This is a genomic window from Pseudomonas taiwanensis DSM 21245 (assembly GCF_000425785.1).
Classification (GTDB): Bacteria; Pseudomonadota; Gammaproteobacteria; order Pseudomonadales; family Pseudomonadaceae; genus Aquipseudomonas; species Aquipseudomonas taiwanensis.
In genome coordinates this window covers 87,319-105,282 of record NZ_KE384451.1, presented here as the reverse complement: position 1 = coordinate 105,282, position 17,964 = coordinate 87,319, and the positions used below count along the sequence as shown (strand labels likewise).

14 protein-coding genes are annotated in these 17,964 nt (G+C 61.5%); 8 read left to right on the top strand and 6 right to left on the bottom strand.

The window, feature by feature from the left end; genetic code table 11:
* The 6 genes from H620_RS26095 to H620_RS0122265 form a co-directional block, all read right to left on the bottom strand.
* A partial coding sequence (locus tag H620_RS26095) for an HlyD family secretion protein (protein ID WP_049818844.1) occupies nt 1-1,141 on the bottom strand: 1,141 nt, incomplete at its 3' end.
* A gap of 46 nt (nt 1,142-1,187) precedes the next feature.
* A complete protein-coding gene (locus H620_RS0122285) occupies nt 1,188-2,651 on the bottom strand; it encodes a TolC family protein (protein ID WP_027908072.1) in 1,464 nt (487 codons plus the stop codon).
* Nucleotides 2,644-3,798 carry an ABC transporter permease gene (locus tag H620_RS0122280; RefSeq protein ID WP_209439669.1) on the bottom strand — a complete coding sequence of 385 codons (1,155 nt, stop codon included), beginning with the start codon at nt 3,796-3,798 and terminating at the stop codon, nt 2,644-2,646. The genes H620_RS0122285 and H620_RS0122280 overlap by 8 nt, the downstream gene beginning before the upstream one ends.
* Nucleotides 3,791-4,456 (bottom strand): ABC transporter ATP-binding protein, encoded by a 666-nt coding sequence (locus tag H620_RS0122275; protein WP_027908070.1) that lies wholly within the window; start codon nt 4,454-4,456, stop codon nt 3,791-3,793. Before H620_RS0122275 ends, H620_RS0122280 begins: the two co-directional genes overlap by 8 nt.
* Nucleotides 4,453-5,253, bottom strand: a complete 801-nt coding sequence (locus tag H620_RS26090) for a hypothetical protein (protein ID WP_023378778.1) — start codon at nt 5,251-5,253, stop codon at nt 4,453-4,455. The genes H620_RS0122275 and H620_RS26090 overlap by 4 nt, the downstream gene beginning before the upstream one ends.
* 94 nt (nt 5,254-5,347) lie before the next feature.
* Entirely contained in the window at nt 5,348-5,788 is a 441-nt protein-coding gene (locus H620_RS0122265; RefSeq protein WP_027908069.1) for a hypothetical protein, read from the bottom strand.
* 920 nt (nt 5,789-6,708) lie between these two features.
* Between H620_RS0122265 and H620_RS0122260 the strand changes: the two genes are divergently transcribed.
* The 8 genes from H620_RS0122260 to H620_RS0122225 all read left to right on the top strand — a co-directional run bounded on the left by H620_RS0122260 (nt 6,709) and on the right by H620_RS0122225 (nt 17,916).
* Complete coding sequence (locus H620_RS0122260; RefSeq protein WP_023378775.1) at nt 6,709-8,025, top strand: nucleotide sugar dehydrogenase; 1,317 nt, start codon at nt 6,709-6,711, stop codon at nt 8,023-8,025.
* Between the two features lie 75 nt (nt 8,026-8,100).
* The gene (gene alg8 / locus H620_RS0122255) at nt 8,101-9,582 is read left to right on the top strand and encodes a mannuronan synthase (RefSeq protein WP_023378773.1); all 1,482 of its coding nucleotides are present in this window, start codon (nt 8,101-8,103) and stop codon (nt 9,580-9,582) included.
* A 36-nt stretch (nt 9,583-9,618) separates the two neighbouring features.
* The gene (locus tag H620_RS0122250) at nt 9,619-10,785 is read left to right on the top strand and encodes an alginate biosynthesis protein Alg44 (protein WP_027908067.1); all 1,167 of its coding nucleotides are present in this window, start codon (nt 9,619-9,621) and stop codon (nt 10,783-10,785) included.
* Between the two features lie 13 nt (nt 10,786-10,798).
* Nucleotides 10,799-12,301 (top strand): alginate biosynthesis TPR repeat lipoprotein AlgK, encoded by a 1,503-nt coding sequence (algK, locus tag H620_RS0122245; protein ID WP_081669747.1) that lies wholly within the window; start codon nt 10,799-10,801, stop codon nt 12,299-12,301.
* A complete protein-coding gene (locus H620_RS0122240; protein WP_023378768.1) occupies nt 12,298-13,776 on the top strand; it encodes an alginate export family protein in 1,479 nt (492 codons plus the stop codon). The genes algK and H620_RS0122240 overlap by 4 nt, the downstream gene beginning before the upstream one ends.
* A 17-nt stretch (nt 13,777-13,793) precedes the next feature.
* A complete protein-coding gene (algG, locus tag H620_RS0122235; RefSeq protein WP_027908065.1) occupies nt 13,794-15,353 on the top strand; it encodes a mannuronan 5-epimerase AlgG in 1,560 nt (519 codons plus the stop codon).
* Between the two features lie 12 nt (nt 15,354-15,365).
* Nucleotides 15,366-16,805: an alginate O-acetyltransferase gene (locus tag H620_RS0122230; protein WP_023378766.1), complete on the top strand. Its 1,440-nt coding sequence runs from the start codon at nt 15,366-15,368 to the stop codon at nt 16,803-16,805.
* A 7-nt stretch (nt 16,806-16,812) separates the two neighbouring features.
* On the top strand, nt 16,813-17,916 hold the full coding sequence (locus H620_RS0122225) for a mannuronate-specific alginate lyase (protein ID WP_023378765.1): 1,104 nt from the start codon (nt 16,813-16,815) through the stop codon (nt 17,914-17,916).
* Nucleotides 17,917-17,964 lie beyond the last annotated feature (48 nt).

The window sequence follows — 17,964 nt, the reverse complement described above, 5'->3', positions numbered from 1 at the left end:
GCCCCTGCACCTCAACGCCCTCGGCCACGGTTGCGCCAATCTCGACGAAGACATTGCGCTCGGGTTGGCCTTCCGCCTCGCGGTAGACCACATAGGTTCGTCCTGATTCATCCACACGCAACGACTCAGGCGCCACGGCAATCCCCCGCTCGCTGCGATGCACGACCACCTTCAACTGCGCGCTCATGCCTAGCCGCAAACCCAACGCCCACGGTTGGGACGGTGTATCGAGCGATACCACCAGGTCATACCAGGCACCGTCACCTCCGTCCTCCCTGGCCTGAAGTGCGATGCGCTGCACCCGCCCTGCAAGCTGCTGGCCGGCCACCCTGACCTCAACCGACATGCCTTCGCGCAGTTTGCCCAGGTCCCCCTCCTCCACCTTCGCCAACACCTCTAACCGCCCCACATCGACCAAGGCCAGCAAAGGCTGCCCCTGAGCAACCTGTTGCCCCACCTGAAGGTGCCGCTGCGGTCTTGCAACAGCATGGCTTGCCCGCGCCACCAATGCCGGGAAAGGCGCCTTGATCACCCGTTGCTCGCACATGCGCGCCAATGCCTGCCAACGCGCCTGGGCATTGGTCATCTCCATCTGCGCAATGCGCAGGCCATTGCCTTGACCACGCGCGCGGGTCAGCCGTAACGCATGTTCTGCCTCCAGCACGCCCTGTTGCTGGACCCGTACCTGCTGAATGAGGTTATCGACCTCCATTCGCGCAACGATGCCGCGATCGAACAAACGTCGGGTATCGTCAAGCTCCGCCTGGCTCACAGCCAATGCGCCACGGGCGCGGTCCAGCGCACGTCGGGCCTGCGCCACCTCTGGCCCGTCCTGCCAACCCTGCATCTGCCGCAGCGCCTCACCGGCCTTGAGCACTTGCGCTTGCGCTTCGCGCAACTGGATTTCCAGACCCTCGGTATCCAGCATCATCAACGTCTCGCCAGCCTGCACCTGTTGCCCATCCTCGACGAACAACGCGGCAATCGAGCCATCGAAAGGCGCGGCCAGGATGAGCTGGCGACCGGCGTGAATCCGCCCGACAAGACCCAACTGACTCTCCAGCAGGTGCGGCTCCACGCGCTGCCAGCGCTCGACACCGCCCTGCACTGTCGACACAGGTCGCGATAGCCAGAACACCATAAAGGCTCCAGCAAGCGTCACGAACGCGCACGCCAACAGGTGTCGCCTAGTCATTGAGCGTCACATCCCAGCTATCGAGCGTGGTACCCAATGTCTGGTCCAGTTCGGCTTGAGCATTGAGGTAAGCGATCGTGGCATCCAGGTGAATGCTCTGGGCAGTGCGCAGGTCGTTTTCAAAACTGAGCACCTGAAAATTGCTCGAACGCCCCACGGCCAGTTTTTCCTGCTCGATCTGCAGCTTTCGACGTGACAGTGCCAACGCACGCCCAGCGATCTCTAACTGACGCCAACGGACATTGATGTCCCGAACCGCATTGGCGACATCGCGCTGCAGTTGCTGATGGGACTCCGCCAGGCTCACTTGATGGTTTTCTAAGGCGACCTGCGCCCGGACTTCCTTCTGACGACGACTCAAGTCACCGATGGGAATGTCCAGTTCCAACCCAACGTAGTGTTCCCACGCCTTGTCCTTGCCAGGGCGCGCTCGTGCCTGAGTGGCACCGCTGACCAGCGACAGGTCCCACCGCTGGTCATTGCGCGCCACCTGCAAATCGATCGCGGCCTGCTCGCCGGCAATCAGTTGCATCAGGTACGCAGGCTGCATCGCTTCGGCCTTGCCTATCGCCTGTTGGCCATCCACCTGCAGCGGCCGTACCACTGGCTTTTCCGTCGCCCGTAGCGGTGTGGAAAGCGCTATGCCAAGGGTTTGAGCGAGTGCCAGGCGGCGGGCATGCAGTTGATTGAGACTGCCTTGCAATGCCAGTTCCTGATTGGCAACTTCTGCTTCAGCCTGGACAATTTCGAACGCTGCCATGCGCCCAGCAGCGATCAACGCCTGGTTGACCTCCACCAGTTGCCGCGCCCTGGCCAGGCTATCGCGAGCGATGCGCAGTTGTTCCTGGGCTTGCAGCAGGTCACGGTAGACCTTGATCGTGTCAGTGATCACCTGCGCCACACTGTCCTTGAGCGCCAGCCGGTTGGTCTGCTCGGTCAACCGCGCCTGGCGCAACGGTGCGCTTGCCACCGCTCGCCCGGCACCACGCAACAGGGGTTGGACCACCATGAGGTTGGCGCCATCACGGTAGCGATTACCCGCTTCCTCGGCACGCGTTTGGCCATAGGCCCAGTCAAGGCTCAAGCGAGTGCCATAGGGCGTCAGCAGGCTGGCCGACGGCGTCACCTCTGCCTCGCGATAGCGATCGTCCTGGTTACGACTGCCCAGAAAACGCGCCTTGAGCGTTAGTTGCGGGGCAAAGTGATCACGTGCCACACGCAAGTCGAACTTCTGAGCGATACGCTCGAGGTAGGCGCTGCGAATCGCCCGATTGTCACGCAGGGCCAAGGCGATGGCATCCACCAGTTCCAGGGCCAGTTCCTCCCCGACATCGACCGCGAAGGCTTTGGCCGATACCGCGTGGATTTGCGTTGGCCGAGACAGTTGCAAGCGGTCACCGGCAACCCCTTGCAAAGGCATCAACAACCCACAGGCGATCGCCAGCCACCTAGTCATCACGCAACGCCACCACCGGTTGCAAACGCGCAGCGGCGAGCGCGGGCTGCAACCCGAAGAACACGCCCACAATCAGCGAACTGCCAACCCCCAAAGGCAACGACGAGCCGTCCACGGTAAAACGCCACCCCGATGCGACTGCAAAGCGCCAAGCGCCTACAAGCCCGACCAGCGCTCCCGTTGATGCACCCGCACCGGCCAACAAAATGGCTTCGAGCAGGAACAGCCAGGCGATATCCCGAGCCCGTGCGCCCAACGCCAAACGCACACCGATCTCTCGGCGTCGTTCAGCGACATTCATCACCATCACGTTCATTACCCCAACGCCACCCAGCAACAACGCAATGCCCGCGAACCCGCCAAGCAACCAACGGAACAGGCTCGACTGGTCGGCCATGCCTTCGATCAGTTGCTGCGGAAGACGTACCTCGACTTCATGCCCCGCAAGCCGAGCATTCAGGTAGTCCTTCAGGGCAATGGCAGCCTGCGACATGACTGCAGTATCACGCCCCAACGCCAGCAGTGTGCCGATCTCAGGGGAGGCCAATAGGCGCCTCATGCCCTGCAACGGCATGAGCACGGCATCGTCCAGCTGCACCGGTAGCATCGGGTTGTAGCCCAGCGGCGCGAGTATCCCCACGACATTGAACAGGTAGGCGCCCAGCGCCAGCCGATCTCCTACGTTGACATCGAGGGTCTGAGCCAATGTCGCACCCAAAAGCACGTGGGGGTTGGAATCGTCATACATCGACAACAGACGCCCCTCGCCAGCGGTCAAGCCGAGGACCTGCACCAAATGTGGAGTACTGCCGGCAACCAGCACTTCTCGCTGTTGTCCACGCGACTGCACAGTGACCACCGCCATTGCCAACGGCGCGATCGCGTTGATTTCCGCCGGCAGCCCGGAAAATCCAGGGAAACGGCCTGCGGGTGTCAGGTCGATGAGCATGAGCTCGCTGCCCAGGCCCTGAAACAGTTGCCTGGCATGCTGCGCCGCACTGTGGCCAATATTGAGCAAAGCCACCACGGCAGCGCAGCCTACCGCGATACCCAGCAACGCCAGCCAGGCACGGCGCCCCAGCAAACGCAAACTGGCCAACGCCTCACCCACGCGATGCCGCCAATCAGGGCCGTAGGCCTCAGGCACTCGCGACACCTCCATCCTGCACCTGCAGGCACCGCTCCATACGACGGGCCAGGGTGGCGTCATGAGTGACCATGACCAAGGTCACGCCCCGTTCCCGGTTCAGCGCCAACAACAATTCCAGCACCTCGTTGGACGTAGCCGCATCCAGGTTGCCTGTCGGCTCGTCGGCTAGCAGCAATCGAGGTTCTGTCACCAAGGCTCGGGCCATGGCCACCCGCTGGCGCTGGCCACCCGAGAGGTCTGCGGGGCGATGCCGGACCCGCAGCCCAAGCCCGACCGCCTCCAATTGCACCTGCGCCGCCCGGCGTGCCGCTGCTTGCCGAACACCCCGATAACAGAGCGGCAAGGCAACGTTGTCCAGCACCGTGAGGCGCGGTATCAGGTTGAAACTCTGGAAGACGAAGCCGATCATGCGGTTGCGCAGGATCGCGCGTTGGTCGGCGTTCGCGGCTGTCATGTCGCGGCCGGCCAATAGCACACGGCCTTGGCAGGGTTGATCCAGCAGGCCCATCAAATTAAGCAAGGTGCTCTTGCCTGAACCGGAAGGGCCGACAATGGCACAGGTCTGGGCAGAAGGGATCGACAGCGAGACATCGTGCAGGATGGGCTGATTGCCCAGAAAACGGGTAACGCCATCCAGGGAAAGGATTGGGCTCATCCGCGTGCTCCCTCCTCGTCAGTGTCAGTCGCTGGAAGGGCGGCCTCTGGGTCCTTTGACGATGGGTCGCTTTCGGTAGCGAGCTTCCATTCGTTGGCCATCAGGTCCATTAGAGAGATGTTGAATTCGGGCCTCTCAACTTCTTGCAAGCCCATCTGCATCATGATTCCGGCTTCGTAGTTACCGTACTGCGCCACCTCTACAGGGGGGAGCGATTTGTAGTAATCGAGAGTCTCCTGCAATCCGTTATCAATACGCCCCGTTTTCCGATACTCCGAATTCATCTTGTCGATAATATGCCGAGCCCACGCATTGTGCTGCTCAGTTCTTTCACTCAATGCGGCACGCCGTTCACTGATGGTGAATGCCCCACTCTCATCGTAAATAATCAGACTCAACTGATCGCGACTGAGCCCTTTGAAGGGATTATCACCTGTCCCCATGGCAAATGCGTTTGCCTTTTTGGCACGTTCAATGAGTTCAGGATCATCGGTGTCGGGGAGCTGGCTGTCATAGAAGTCTTTCGCAAGCAAGTACCCAGCCCCTCCTATGCTATCTAGGATCCTGGCTGCGAATGCGGCGAGCTCTTTGCGTGAAAGCTGGCTGTCTCGGGCTGCAGCACGCTCGGCAGCAGCACCTAGTTGCTGTGCGAACGCTGACAGTTCTACTTCTTTTCCAGCATCCTCCGTGGGATCGACAGCAATGACTGACTTGCCCGAACTTTCATCCAAGCGTTTCACATGAGTGACAACAGCCCGTACACTACTGGATAGTAAATCCCGTTTTATGGAATCCATTAATTGCACCTCAACATATCCATTGCATCTTGAAATAGCGGCACCTCATCACTTCGCCAATGAGGTGCCTTCATGGCCAGGCTATTACCGTGTGCTATTTCATGGTGAACTCAACGACCCACGAATAATCAGCAGCCGTCCTGATAATGGTTGCCTGGCAAGTGGCCCCACCACTCGGCGTTGCAGCCTTTGTCCATTCGGGCTTCTGGATTCCACCTGGGAGTGTTCGCAGTTGGTACGTTGTGCCGAAGGCACAGGCTTTGCTACCAATGGTGTAACGCACCATTGCGGCATTCACGTCCGGGCTGATAATGCGCTGAACGCGCATGTAGGTCGCCGATCCAGGCTCAACGGTCTGGTCAGGTTTGGGATTGGCTATCTGGTAAGTACTGCTCTCGTTGGATGTCACTAGCTTCAACACAGCTGGCTGTGTTCCCAGATTCTTGAACGTTACCTCTACAGGCGGCCCCGCCTGCACCCCTCCGGCAAAAATCAGCGAAGCCGTGGCAAACAGTGACAGCGATGTCTTCTTCATACGTTGGCGCTCTCTCGACTCTTCCGTGTGTTGATGGATGAGGCGCCCTTAGGTGGTCCCAAGCATGTCCAAGACGTTCCTTCGTACGTGGACAGCTCCCGAAGGGCGTCCATAGGGCTTAACGGCAGCCATCGAGAAAGCCTTAGACTTTTTATGGGCTTTGAATATGTCTGAATGTGACCCTGCACCACGGCAGCGCAGGCTTCATTCGGCAAAGCGCCATTTTTCCAGCGCCAAAAATCCAGCAGCAACCCCCTTATCGCCAAACGCCATAAGACCGCCCGTAGTTTTTTGACGATTTTTGAAAAAATTTTTTGGATGCTGGCACAAGAACATCCCACCCCGACTTCGCCCTTTGTATATAGGTACGAAACCGGGACGTGCTATCAGAATGAAAGTATTAGCCACTGAAAAAATATTTAGAAATCTTTCATCCGAGCGGAACCCACCTCGGAACTTCTGCTACGACCCATCGCTCATAGTGCCGTAACGAATATCTTGCGCCGTGGGTGTGAGAGATGACTTACAGATGACAACGGCAGGTATCCATACCCGCCATGGAAACTTCGACAGTGGCTACGGAAAGCCCGAGAACCCTGTCTTTACAGGAGAGACGCGCCCCTAACAAATCGTCCTAGTGGTTGATTTCAAAGGATTTTTTCACTTGAAAGAACAAGCACAGCATCGCGCCAAGTAGCGCCTTGCAATAAAGACGGCTGCATTTCAGGGCACGCCTTTTAATTATTGGCTTTTGACTGCCAACTTTGAGTGCACAACTTCGTGCGCTCTGGATTCATTCATGCCTGCGCTCGGCGAAGTGTGCTTTCGCCATGGATCCGTGCGCCCGAAAACTGTTGTTAATCAACCCAGTCCGGCTCTTCCCGGAGGAGCTGGCGTGATAAACACATGAGGTGATAGCGATGCGTATCAGCATCTTTGGTTTGGGTTATGTGGGTGCAGTCTGTGCAGGTTGCCTGACGGCACGTGGCCATGACGTGATTGGTGTGGACGTTTCCAGCACCAAGATCGACCTGATCAATCAGGGTAAGTCGCCCATCGTCGAACCAGGCCTGGAAGCACTGCTGCAGCAAGGCATCGCCAACGGCCGCCTGCGTGGCACCACCGACTTCGCCGAGGCCATCCGTGCCAGCGATGTATCGATGATCTGCGTCGGCACCCCGAGCAAGAAAAACGGCGACCTGGGCCTTGAGTACATCGAGTCGGTGTGCCGCGAAATCGGCTATGTGCTGCGCGACACCACCCGTCGTCACACCATCGTGGTACGCAGCACCGTGCTGCCTGGTACCGTCAAGAACGTGGTCATCCCAATTCTCGAGGACTGCTCGGGCAAGAAGGCCGGGGTCGACTTCGGCGTCGCGGTCAACCCTGAGTTCCTGCGCGAAAGCACCGCGATCAAGGATTACGACCACCCACCGATGACCGTCATTGGCGAACTGGACAGCGCCAGCGGCGACATCCTGCAAAGCCTGTACGAAGAGCTCGACGCTCCGATCATCCGCAAGCCGATCGAAGTGGCCGAGATGATCAAGTACACCTGCAACGTCTGGCACGCCACCAAGGTCACCTTCGCCAATGAAATCGGCAACATCGCCAAGGCGGTGGGTGTCGATGGCCGCGATGTGATGGACGTGGTCTGCCAGGACAAAGTGCTGAACCTTTCGCAGTACTACATGCGCCCAGGCTTCGCCTTCGGTGGTTCCTGCCTGCCCAAGGACGTACGCGCCCTCACCTATCGTGCCGCCAGCCTCGATGTACGCGCTCCCCTGCTCGACTCGCTGATGCGCAGCAACGAATCGCAGGTCCAGAACGCCTTCGAGCTGATCGAAGCCCATGAAAAGCGCAAGGTCGCCCTGCTTGGCCTGAGCTTCAAGGCCGGCACCGACGACCTGCGTGAAAGCCCGCTGGTGGAACTGGCCGAGCGCCTGATCGGCAAGGGCTATCAACTGGATATCTACGACGAGAACGTCGAGTACGCCCGCGTTCACGGGGCGAACAAAGAGTACATCGAGTCGAAGATTCCGCATGTCTCGTCGCTGCTCAACGCCAACTTCCAAAAGGTCATCGACAACGCCGACATCATCGTCCTGGGCAACCGTGACGAGCAGTTCCGCGCCCTTGCCGAGCAAGCGCCGGCCGGCAAGCAAGTGATCGACCTGGTCGGTTTCATGAGCAAAGGCACCTGCGCTGCCAGCCGTACCGAAGGTATCTGCTGGTAAGCCCTTGGCCGGGCAGCGGTGGCCTCCCCACCGCCGCTGCCCTCCCTTTTTCTGATTTCGCGACGGATGCTGAACATGCAAAGGCTCCAGACAGTGCTGTTGCAGTGCGCCGGGTGGCTGCTCTACATGAGCCTGCTCATGCTGATCGCCCTGGCCCTGCCCAGCGATATCTTCGACTCGCAGTCGAAGCACTTCATCTTCCTGGTCGGCGCAGTCGGCATCTGGCGCTACTCCATGGGCGCCACCCATTTCATCCGCGGCATGATCTTCCTGTACCTGGTCTACCCCTACCTGCGCCGCAAGGTGCAGAAACTGGGCAAGGCGGCTGACCCGTCGCATGTCTACCTGATGGTGACCAGCTTCCGCATCGACGCACTGACCACGGCCCAGGTGTACAGCTCGGTGATCCGTGAAGCGATCAACTGCGGCTACCCGACGACCGTGGTGTGCTCACTGGTGGAGATGTCCGACGAGCTGCTGGTGAAAAGCCTGTGGGCCAAGTACAACCCGCCAGCACATGTGAAACTCGACATCGTGCGCATCGCCGGCACCGGCAAGCGCGACGGCCTGGCCTATGGCTTTCGCGCCATCTCGCGCATGCTGCCGGACGAGAACGCCGTGGTCGCGGTCATCGACGGCGATACCGTGCTGGCCGATGGCGTGGTGAACAAGACCGTGCCCTGGTTCAAGCTCTACCCCAACGTTGGCGGCCTGACCACCAACGAATTCTGCGAAGTGCGCGGCGGCTACATCATGAGCGAGTGGCACAAGCTGCGCTTCGCTCAGCGTCACATCAACATGTGCTCGATGGCACTGAGCAAGCGCGTGCTGACCATGACCGGGCGCATGTCGATGTTCCGCGCCAGCGTGGTGACCAACCCCGAGTTCATCGCCGACGTCGAAAGCGACTCGCTGATGCACTGGCGCCTGGGCCGGTTCAAGTTCCTCACCGGTGACGACAAGTCCAGCTGGTTCAGCCTGATGCGCCTGGGTTACGACACCTTCTACGTGCCCGATGCCGCCATCAACACGGTCGAACATCCGCCCGAGAAGAGCTTCCTGAAGGCCAGTCGCAAGCTGATGTACCGCTGGTACGGCAACAACCTGCGGCAAAATTCCCGCGCCCTGGGACTGGGTGTTCGTCGCCTGGGGCTGTTCACCAGCATCGTGCTGTTCGACCAACGCGTGTCGATGTGGACCAGCCTGCTGGGCCTTACCGTGGCGGTGATCGCCAGCCTCAAGTTCGGCATGGCTTTCCTGCTGGTTTACCTGCTGTGGATCGGCATCACCCGCCTGATCCTGACGGTGATGCTGCTGTGCTCCGGCCACAACGTGGGTCCGGCCTACCCGCTGATTCTCTATTACAACCAGATCGTCGGCGCGCTGATGAAGATCTACGTGTTCTTCCGCCTCGACAAGCAGTCCTGGACCCGTCAGCCCACTGCCCTGAAGCGCGACCTCGCCAGTTTTCAACAATGGTTCAACACCTGGTCCTCGCGGACCATGACCTTCTCGGCTGCCAGCATCTTCGTTGCTGTGCTGTTCATGGTCGTGTGAGCCCAACCCGGATCGGAACTAAAGGAACAAACCACCATGAATACCGCCGTGAATGTCAACGTCGTGCATGAGTCCGAAGCCCAGCGCCAACACGCCCGGGTGCGCATCCCCGCCAAGCTGCGCTTCCTGGATGCCCAGCGCCAGCCCCATGATGTGAAGGTCGACGACCTTTCCGCCGGTGGCCTGAGCTTCCACACCAAGCAGCCACTGAAGGTTGGCGATGTGCTGCGCGGGCGCTTGCAGTTCGTGGTCGACAACCTTGGCCTGTCGATGGACATCGAATTCCAGGTGCGCTCCTACCTCGCCGACACCGGCCGTACCGGCGCGCAGTTCCAGAACCTGGAACCACGCGACATCGCCACCTTGCGCCACATCATCACCAGCCACCTGTCCGGTGAGCTGATCAGCATCGGCGATGTACTGAGCACCCTGCAGCGCGACAACTTCACCAAGGCCCGCAAGCAGAAGGATTCAGGTACCGGCCTGTCGGCCTTCGGCCGCCTGAAAGCGGTGACCGTGACCCTGGGCGTGTTCGTGGTGGGCATTGCCGCCTTCGGCTTCGTGGCCAAGTCGCTGTATGGCATGTATTTCGTGAGCCATGCCGAAGCCGGCGTGGTGGCAGTGCCGACCACCAACGTCACCATGCCCCGCGACGGTACGGTGAGCAGCCTGGTCGAAAGCGGTGGCCTGATCGCCAAAGGCGCCCCGCTGGCCAGCTTCAGCACCAGCATGCTGGACATGCTCAAGGGCCATCTGGACGACTCGCAGCTGGAGCCGGCCAAGGTCGAGGAATTGTTCGGCAAGCAACTCTCCGGGACTCTCACCAGTCCCTGCGATTGCGTGGTCGCCCGCCAGCTGGTGGACGACGGCCAGTACGCCGCCAAGGGCCAGCCGATCTTCCAGCTGATCCCGCGTACCAGCAACCCGCTGATCGAGGCGCGCTTCAGCTACCGCCAGTTCGACAAGGTCCAACCAGGCACCCGTGTCAACTTCCAGATCGCCGGCGAAGACGACGTGCGCACCGGCCATATCGTCAGCAGCACCAGCCTCAACAGCGAAGACCTGGCCTCCGATATCCGCGTTCAAATCAAGCCTGACGGCGCCTTGCCGGCCGAATTGGCCGGCCGCCCGGCCTCGGTCACCAGCGACCGTGGTCCATCGCTGGACTGGTTGATCGACAAAGCCGTTGCCCGTGGGCTTTAAGAGGATCGAGCTGATGAATTGCATGACGCCGTTGCGAGGGCTCTGCCCTCCATCGCGACTCAAGGCCACAGCCACAGGGCCTGCGTCGTCCACTGGAGCGCGCAGCGCTCGCCCATCTGCATGGTGTGCACTGGCGCTGGCCGTCAGCCTGGCCGGTTGCGCCGGTCTGCCCGACCAGCGCCTGGCCAACGAAGCGCTCAAGCGTGGCGACACTGCCCTGGCCGAGCGCAACTACAAAGCGCTGGCCGACCTGGGCTACAGCGACGCGCAGGTGGGCCTGGCCGACATCAAGGTCACCAGTGGCGACCCTGCGCAGTTCAAGGAAGCCGAAGCGACCTACCGCGCCGCGGCAGCAACCTCGCCGCGTGCCCAGGCGCGCCTTGGCCGCTTGTTGGTGGCCAAACTCGACAGCACCCAGGCCGAGCGCGAGGAAGCTGAACGGCTGCTCAAGCAGGCTTCGGCGCAGGGCGAAAACAAGACCCTGATCCCACTGGCGATGCTTTACCTGCTGTACCCGCAGAGCTTCCCCAAGGTCAACGCCCAGCAGCAGATCGACCAGTGGCGCGCGGCTGGCTATCCGGAAGCCGGCCTGGCCCAGGTGCTGCTGTACCGCACCCAAGGCACCTATGACCAGAATCTGGACAAGGTCGAGGCGCTCTGCAAGGAAGCCCTGAACACCCTGGACGTCTGCTATGCCGAATTGGCGACCGTCTACCAGAAGCGGGGCCAGACCGACCAGCAGGCTGCCCTGCTGCAACAGCTCAAGTCGGCCTACGCCCGCGGCTCGGTGCCGGCCAGCCGCGTCGACAGCGTCGCCCGCGTCCTGGCCGACCGCAACCTCGGCCAGACCGATGAGAAAACCGCCAAGGACCTGCTCGAACAGATCGCGCCATCTAATCCGGCATCCTGGGTCAGCCTCGCGCAACTGGTGTACGACTTCCCCGAGCTGGGCGACACCGACCAGTTGATGGCTTACATCGACAAAGGTCGCGAAGCGCAACAGCCCCGTGCTGAACTGCTGCTTGGCCGTCTCTACTACGAAGGCAAGAGCGTACCGGCCGATGCCGTGAAGGCCGAACAACACCTGCAAGCGGCGGCCAACGCCGGCGAAGTCAGTGCCGACTACTACCTGGGCCAACTGTACCGCCGTGGATACCTGGGCGATGTCGAGCCGCAGAAAGCGGTCGACCACTTGCTCAATGCCGCCCGTGGTGGCCAGAACAGCGCCGACTACGCCCTGGCCCAGCTGTTCAGCGAGGGCCATGGTATCCGCAGCAACCCGGCCAACGCCTGGGTGTTCGCCCAGCTGTCCCAGGCCAACCCGACGCCGCAGTCGGCTGAACTGCTTGCACAGCTCGATCAGCAACTCACGCCTGAACAACGCAGCCAGGCCCAGCAACTGCTGGCCCAGGAGAAGCAGGCACGCGGCAGCATGGGCCGGGGTGCCACCAGCACACTGGCCATCGAAGCGCTGCAAGACGATGAAAAAGAAGTAGACGGTGAGGACATGCTATGACGCTCAATCCCTTCGTGAAGGCCGGCATCGGCCTGAGCTTCGCCCTGCTGTGGTCGTGCCCGACCCTGGCGGACATGACCGCCGAGAAGAACTTTGGTCTAGACGTGAAAATCACCGGTCAGTCCGAGGACGACCGTGACCTGGGCACCCGCTCCGGCGGCGACGTCAATGGCCTGGGCCTGGACCTGCGTCCATGGGTGTACGGCGAACGCGGTAACTGGAGTGCCTACGCCATGGGCCAGGCCGTGACCGCTACCGACACCATCGAAACCGACACCCTGCGCCAGAACGACGACGGCACCACCACCGACACTGGCGAGGACAGCCGCACGCCAGACAAGAGCTACCTGGCCCTGCGCGAGTTCTGGGTCGGCTACAGCGGCCTCACCGCCTACCCCGGCGAGCAGCTTCGCCTGGGTCGCCAACGCCTGCGCAGCGATGATGGCATGTGGCGCGACACCAATATCGAAGCCCTGAACTGGACCTTCGACACCACCCTGCTCAAGGCTGACCTGGGCGTGGCCCAGCGCTTCAGCGAATACCGCACCGACCTCACCGAACTGGCGCCGGAAGACAAGGACCGCACCCATGTCTACGGCAATGTCGCCACACAGTGGACCCCTGGCCACTGGGTCGGCCTGCGCGCTCACCACAGCCACGACAGCGGCAGCCTGAAAAACCCAGGCGAAACCGTCGACGCACTGGACAAGACCCGCACTGGCGACCTCACCTGGCTGGGCCTGGAAGCCAACAGCGATGCCTACAACTGGCGCAACGACCACACCGTCAACTACTGGGGCAGCGTCACCTGGCTGACGGGCGACCGCGACACCCTGAGCAGCCAACAAGTGGGCAACGAGCAGGTGGCAACCGGCAAGCAGAGCGGTGACGTCAACGCCTGGGGCACCGACCTCGGCATCCGCCTGCGCCTGGACCCCAACTGGCAAGTCGGCGCGGCCTATGCCCGTGGCAGCGGCGGTGGCGGCAGCGACGGCTCGAACAACTTCGAGCAGACCGGCCTTGAAAGCAACCGGTCCAACTTCACCGGCACCCGTTCGCGCGTCCACCGCTTCGGCGAGGCGTTCCGTGGCGAGCTGGGCAACCTGCAGGCGGCCACCCTGTTCGCCTCCTGGCAACTGCGCGACGACTACGACGCAAGCTTCATCTACCACAAGTTCTGGCGTGTCGATGACCAACAGAACATCGGCTCCAGCGGCATCAACGCCGTGGTCAACGACAACGGCGTGAACCGCCCACTGGTCAATGGCGAGAAAGACCTGGGCCAGGAGATGGACGTGGTCGTCACCAAGTACTTCAAGCAAGGCCTGCTGCCGGCGTCGATGAGCCAGGCCATCGACGAACCTTCGGCCCTGGTACGTCTGCGTGCCGGTGTGTTCAAGCCGGGCGACGCCTATGGCCAGGAAGCGGACTCGTACATGCACCGCGCCTTCGTCGACGTGATCTGGCGCTATTGAGCCGGGAGAGGAACCACATGACCCTTCACCCGAACCTTCGCCACAGCCTCCTGGCCAGCGCTTTGCTGCTGGCCTCGGGCCTAGCGTTCGCGGACAACCCCGCCAACAAGGCCAAGGAACTGCAGCAGGCCAAGACCTACACCGTGTCCAGTGCACCGGTCGAGCCACTGCACATGGACCCACCCAAGCTGCCCGACCTGTCCGGCTACACCGCAGAGGCCGTGCAGAAGAAGATCGACCGCAGCCACAAGGGCACCGTCAGCGTACGCCGCATGCTGCAGGAAGAATCGCTCAAGGAGTTCATCGGCGGTGACAACAAAGCCGCCGAGTGGGTGCAGCGCCAGCATGGCATTCCCCAGGCGATCTTCGTCGACAACGGCCATGTCGACCTGGTCGAACTGAGCAAGAAAGTACCCAAGCAGTACCTGAGCGAGGTCGAGCCTGGTGTGTACCTGGCACGCTTGCCGATCGTGGTCGGGCAGAAGGGCATCCTCGAGATCGACGGCAAGGTCAAGCAGTTGCGCCTGTCCCAGGAAGGCGGTTCGTTCCTGGTCAACGACGGCAAGCTGTTCGTCACCGACACCCAGGTGACCGGCTGGCGCGAAAAGGACAACGGCCCGGCCAGTTTCCGCTCGCCCAGCGAATTCCGCCCGTTCCTGCTGTCCTGGGGCGGCACCGAGACCTACATCGTCAACACCAAGATGGCCAGCTTCGGCTATGCCAAGTCCAAGTCCTACGGTGTGAGCATCTCGCAGTACACCCCGAACATGGCCAAGCGCATGGGCCGCCCTGAACCGACCGGCTGGATCATCGGTTCGGAGTTCAGCGACATGTGGTACGGCTTCTACTGCTACGAAACCCAGGACTTCGTGGTCAAGGACAGCGTCTACCGCGACAACATCGTCTACGGCATCGACCCGCACGACCGTTCGCACCGCCTGATCATCGCCGGCAACACTGTCTACGGCACCAAGAAAAAGCACGGGATCATCGTCTCGCGTGAGGTCAACGACAGCTGGATCATCAACAACAAGAGCTACGACAACAAGCTCTCGGGTGTGGTGATCGACCGTAACAGCGTCAACAACCTGATCGCCTACAACGAGATCTACCGCAACCACACCGACGGCATCACCCTGTACGAAAGCGGCGACAACCTGATCTGGGGCAACAAGCTGATCAACAACCGTCGCCACGGCATCCGCGTGCGCAACAGCGTGAACATTCGTCTGTACGAAAACGTCGCCATGGCCAACGGCCTGGTGGGCGTCTACGGGCACATCAAGGATCTGTCGGATACCGACCGTGACATCGCCCTCGACCCGTTCGACACCAAGGTCTCGCTGATCGTGGTCGGCGGTGAGCTGGCGGCCAACGGCTCGGGGCCGCTGTCGATCGACTCGCCCCTTTCGGTGGAGTTGTACAAGGTCTCGATGCTCGCCCCGCGCAAGGCCAACGGCATCAGCCTCAACGGCATCCTCGGCGAGCGCCAGGACGAAATCCTCGACCTGCTGGCGCGCCAGCAGAAGGCTGTGCTGATCGACCCGGTCGAACGCCAGACCGAAATGATCGACTAAGGAAGCCCGACCATGACCCCACACCTGATGAAACTGCTCGGTCTGTCCGCTGCCCTCCTGGCCATCAGCCAGGGCGTGCGCGCCGACGACGTGAAGGCACCGACCTTCACCGCCGAGCCGTGCTGCCAACTGTGCCCCGAGGCGCATGACCCCAGCCGCTACACCACGCGTTACCAGCAGAACTTCACCACCCTGGTGCAAGCCCAGGGCGACTGGCTGTTCCGGACCCGCGAAGACCTGCGTACCGAGTTCGACACCACACCGTCTGGCTACAAACGCCTTCAGCAAGTGCACGACGCCTTCAAGAAGCGCGGCGTGGAGTTGGTCGTGGTGTACCAGCCGACCCGCGGCCTGGTGAACCGCAACATGCTCAAGCCTGAAGAAAAAGCCGCCTTCAACTATCAGAAGGCCCTGAGCAACTACCAGGCCATGCTGCAGCGCTTTGCCAAGATGGGCTACAACGTACCCGACCTCTCGCCGCTAACCAACGAGCAGTTGGCCGCAGCCGACCAGGGCAAGGACTTCTACTTCCGCGGCGACCAGCACTGGACGCCCTACGGCGCCGAGCGCGCAGCGAAGATCGTGGCCGAGACCGTGCACAAGATGCCGGCGTTCGAAGGCATTCCACGCAAGGAATTCGAAACCCACAAGTCGGGCCGCATGGGTAAGACCGGTACGCTGCATAACGTTGCCGGCCAGCTTTGTGGCACCAGCTACGCCGTGCAGTACATGGACCAGTTCGCCACCGAACCGAAGGGTTCGAGCGGCGGCGACGACCTGTTCGGTGACAGCGGTAATGCCCAGATCACCCTGGTCGGCACCAGCCACAGCGGCAAGAACTACAACTTCTCCGGGTTCCTGCAACAGTACATCGGCGCCGATGTGCTCAACGTCGCCTTCCCAGGCGGCGGTTTGGAAGGCTCGATGATCCAGTACCTGGGCAGCGAAGAGTTCCAGAAGCACCCGCCGAAGATCCTGATCTGGGAGTTCTCTCCGCTGTATCGCCTCGACCAGGAAACCATCTGGCGCCAGATCCTCGCCTTGCTCGACGATGGTTGCGACGCGCGTCCTGCGCTGATGAGCGCCAGCGCCGAACTCAAGCCCGGCAAGAACGAGCTGATGGTCAACGGCAAGGGCGGCGTGATCAAAGACCTGATCAACCGCAACCTGCAGATGGACTTCAAGTTCGAGGACACCTCGGTCAAGACCCTGCAGGCCACCCTGTGGTACCTCAATGGCCGCCACGAAGACATCAAGATCGAGAAGCCGGACACCTCCGAAACCGACGGTCGCTTCGTTTTCCAGATGCGCGAAGACGAAGACTGGGCCAGCCAGAACCTGTTGGCCGTCGAGGTCCAGGGGCCTGAGGACGGCACCCGCAAAGTCGAAGCCAAGCTTTGCAAACGCAACAACTTCGCCAGCCCTATGCACACCGCGCAAGCTGGCCAGTGAGGCGAACATGACCAAGCTCAGCAGAACCACCGCACCCGCACTTCTTGCCCTGGCGCTGTTCGGCGGCGCCGCGCATGCCGCGCTGGTACCGCCCCAGGGCTATTACGAAGGCATCGAGAAACTCAAGACCAGCGACGGCAATTTCCGTTGCGCGGCACCGCCCAGACCCTATACCGGCGCGTTGCAGTTTCGCAGCAAGTACGAGGGCTCGGACAGTGCCCGGGCAACCTTGAACCTGGACTCGGAACAGGCCTTCCGCGACTCCACCAAGGAAATCACCACCCTGGAGCGTGGCGTGGCCAAGATGGTCAACCAGTACATGCGAGACGGTCGGCCCGCGCAGCTCGACTGCACGCTGAACTGGCTGAGCACCTGGGCACGGGCCGATGCCCTGATGTCGACCAACTACAACCACACCGGCAAGTCCATGCGCAAATGGGCACTGGGCAGCATGAGCGGGTCTTGGCTGCGCCTTAAGTTCTCTAACTCGCAACCACTGGCGGCGCACCAGGCCCAGGCCGAACTGATCGAGAAGTGGTTCGCCCGCCTGGCCGAGCAGACCGTACGCGACTGGAGCAACTTGCCCCTGCAGAAGATCAACAACCACAGCTATTGGGCGGCCTGGTCGGTCATGGCTACCGCCGTGGCCACCGACCGCCGTGACCTGTTCGACTGGGCGGTGAAGGAATACAAGGTCGGCGCCAACCAGGTCGATGCCCAGGGCTTCCTGCCAAACGAGCTCAAGCGCAAGCAGCGCGCCCTGGCCTACCACAACTATGCCCTGCCCCCCCTGGCGATGATCGCCAGCTTCGCCCAGGCCAATGGCGTGGACCTGCGTGGCGAGAACAACAACGCCCTGCAGCGCCTGGGGCAGAAAGTGCTGGCCGGGGCCAGGGATCCGAGTGCGTTCAAGACCCGCAATGGCGAGAAGCAGGACATGGACGACCTCAAGATCGACAACAAGTACGCCTGGCTGGAGCCCTGGTGCCAGCTGTATTCGTGCAACGCCGACACCCTTGAGCGCAAGCGCGACATGCAGCCATTCGACAGCTTCCGGCTGGGTGGCAACCTGACCCGGGTCTACGACCCGAGCGCAGCGCGCAAGAAGTAACGCAAAGGCCCTGCAGGAGCGGATTCATCCGCGCTGGCGTCGGCAGGC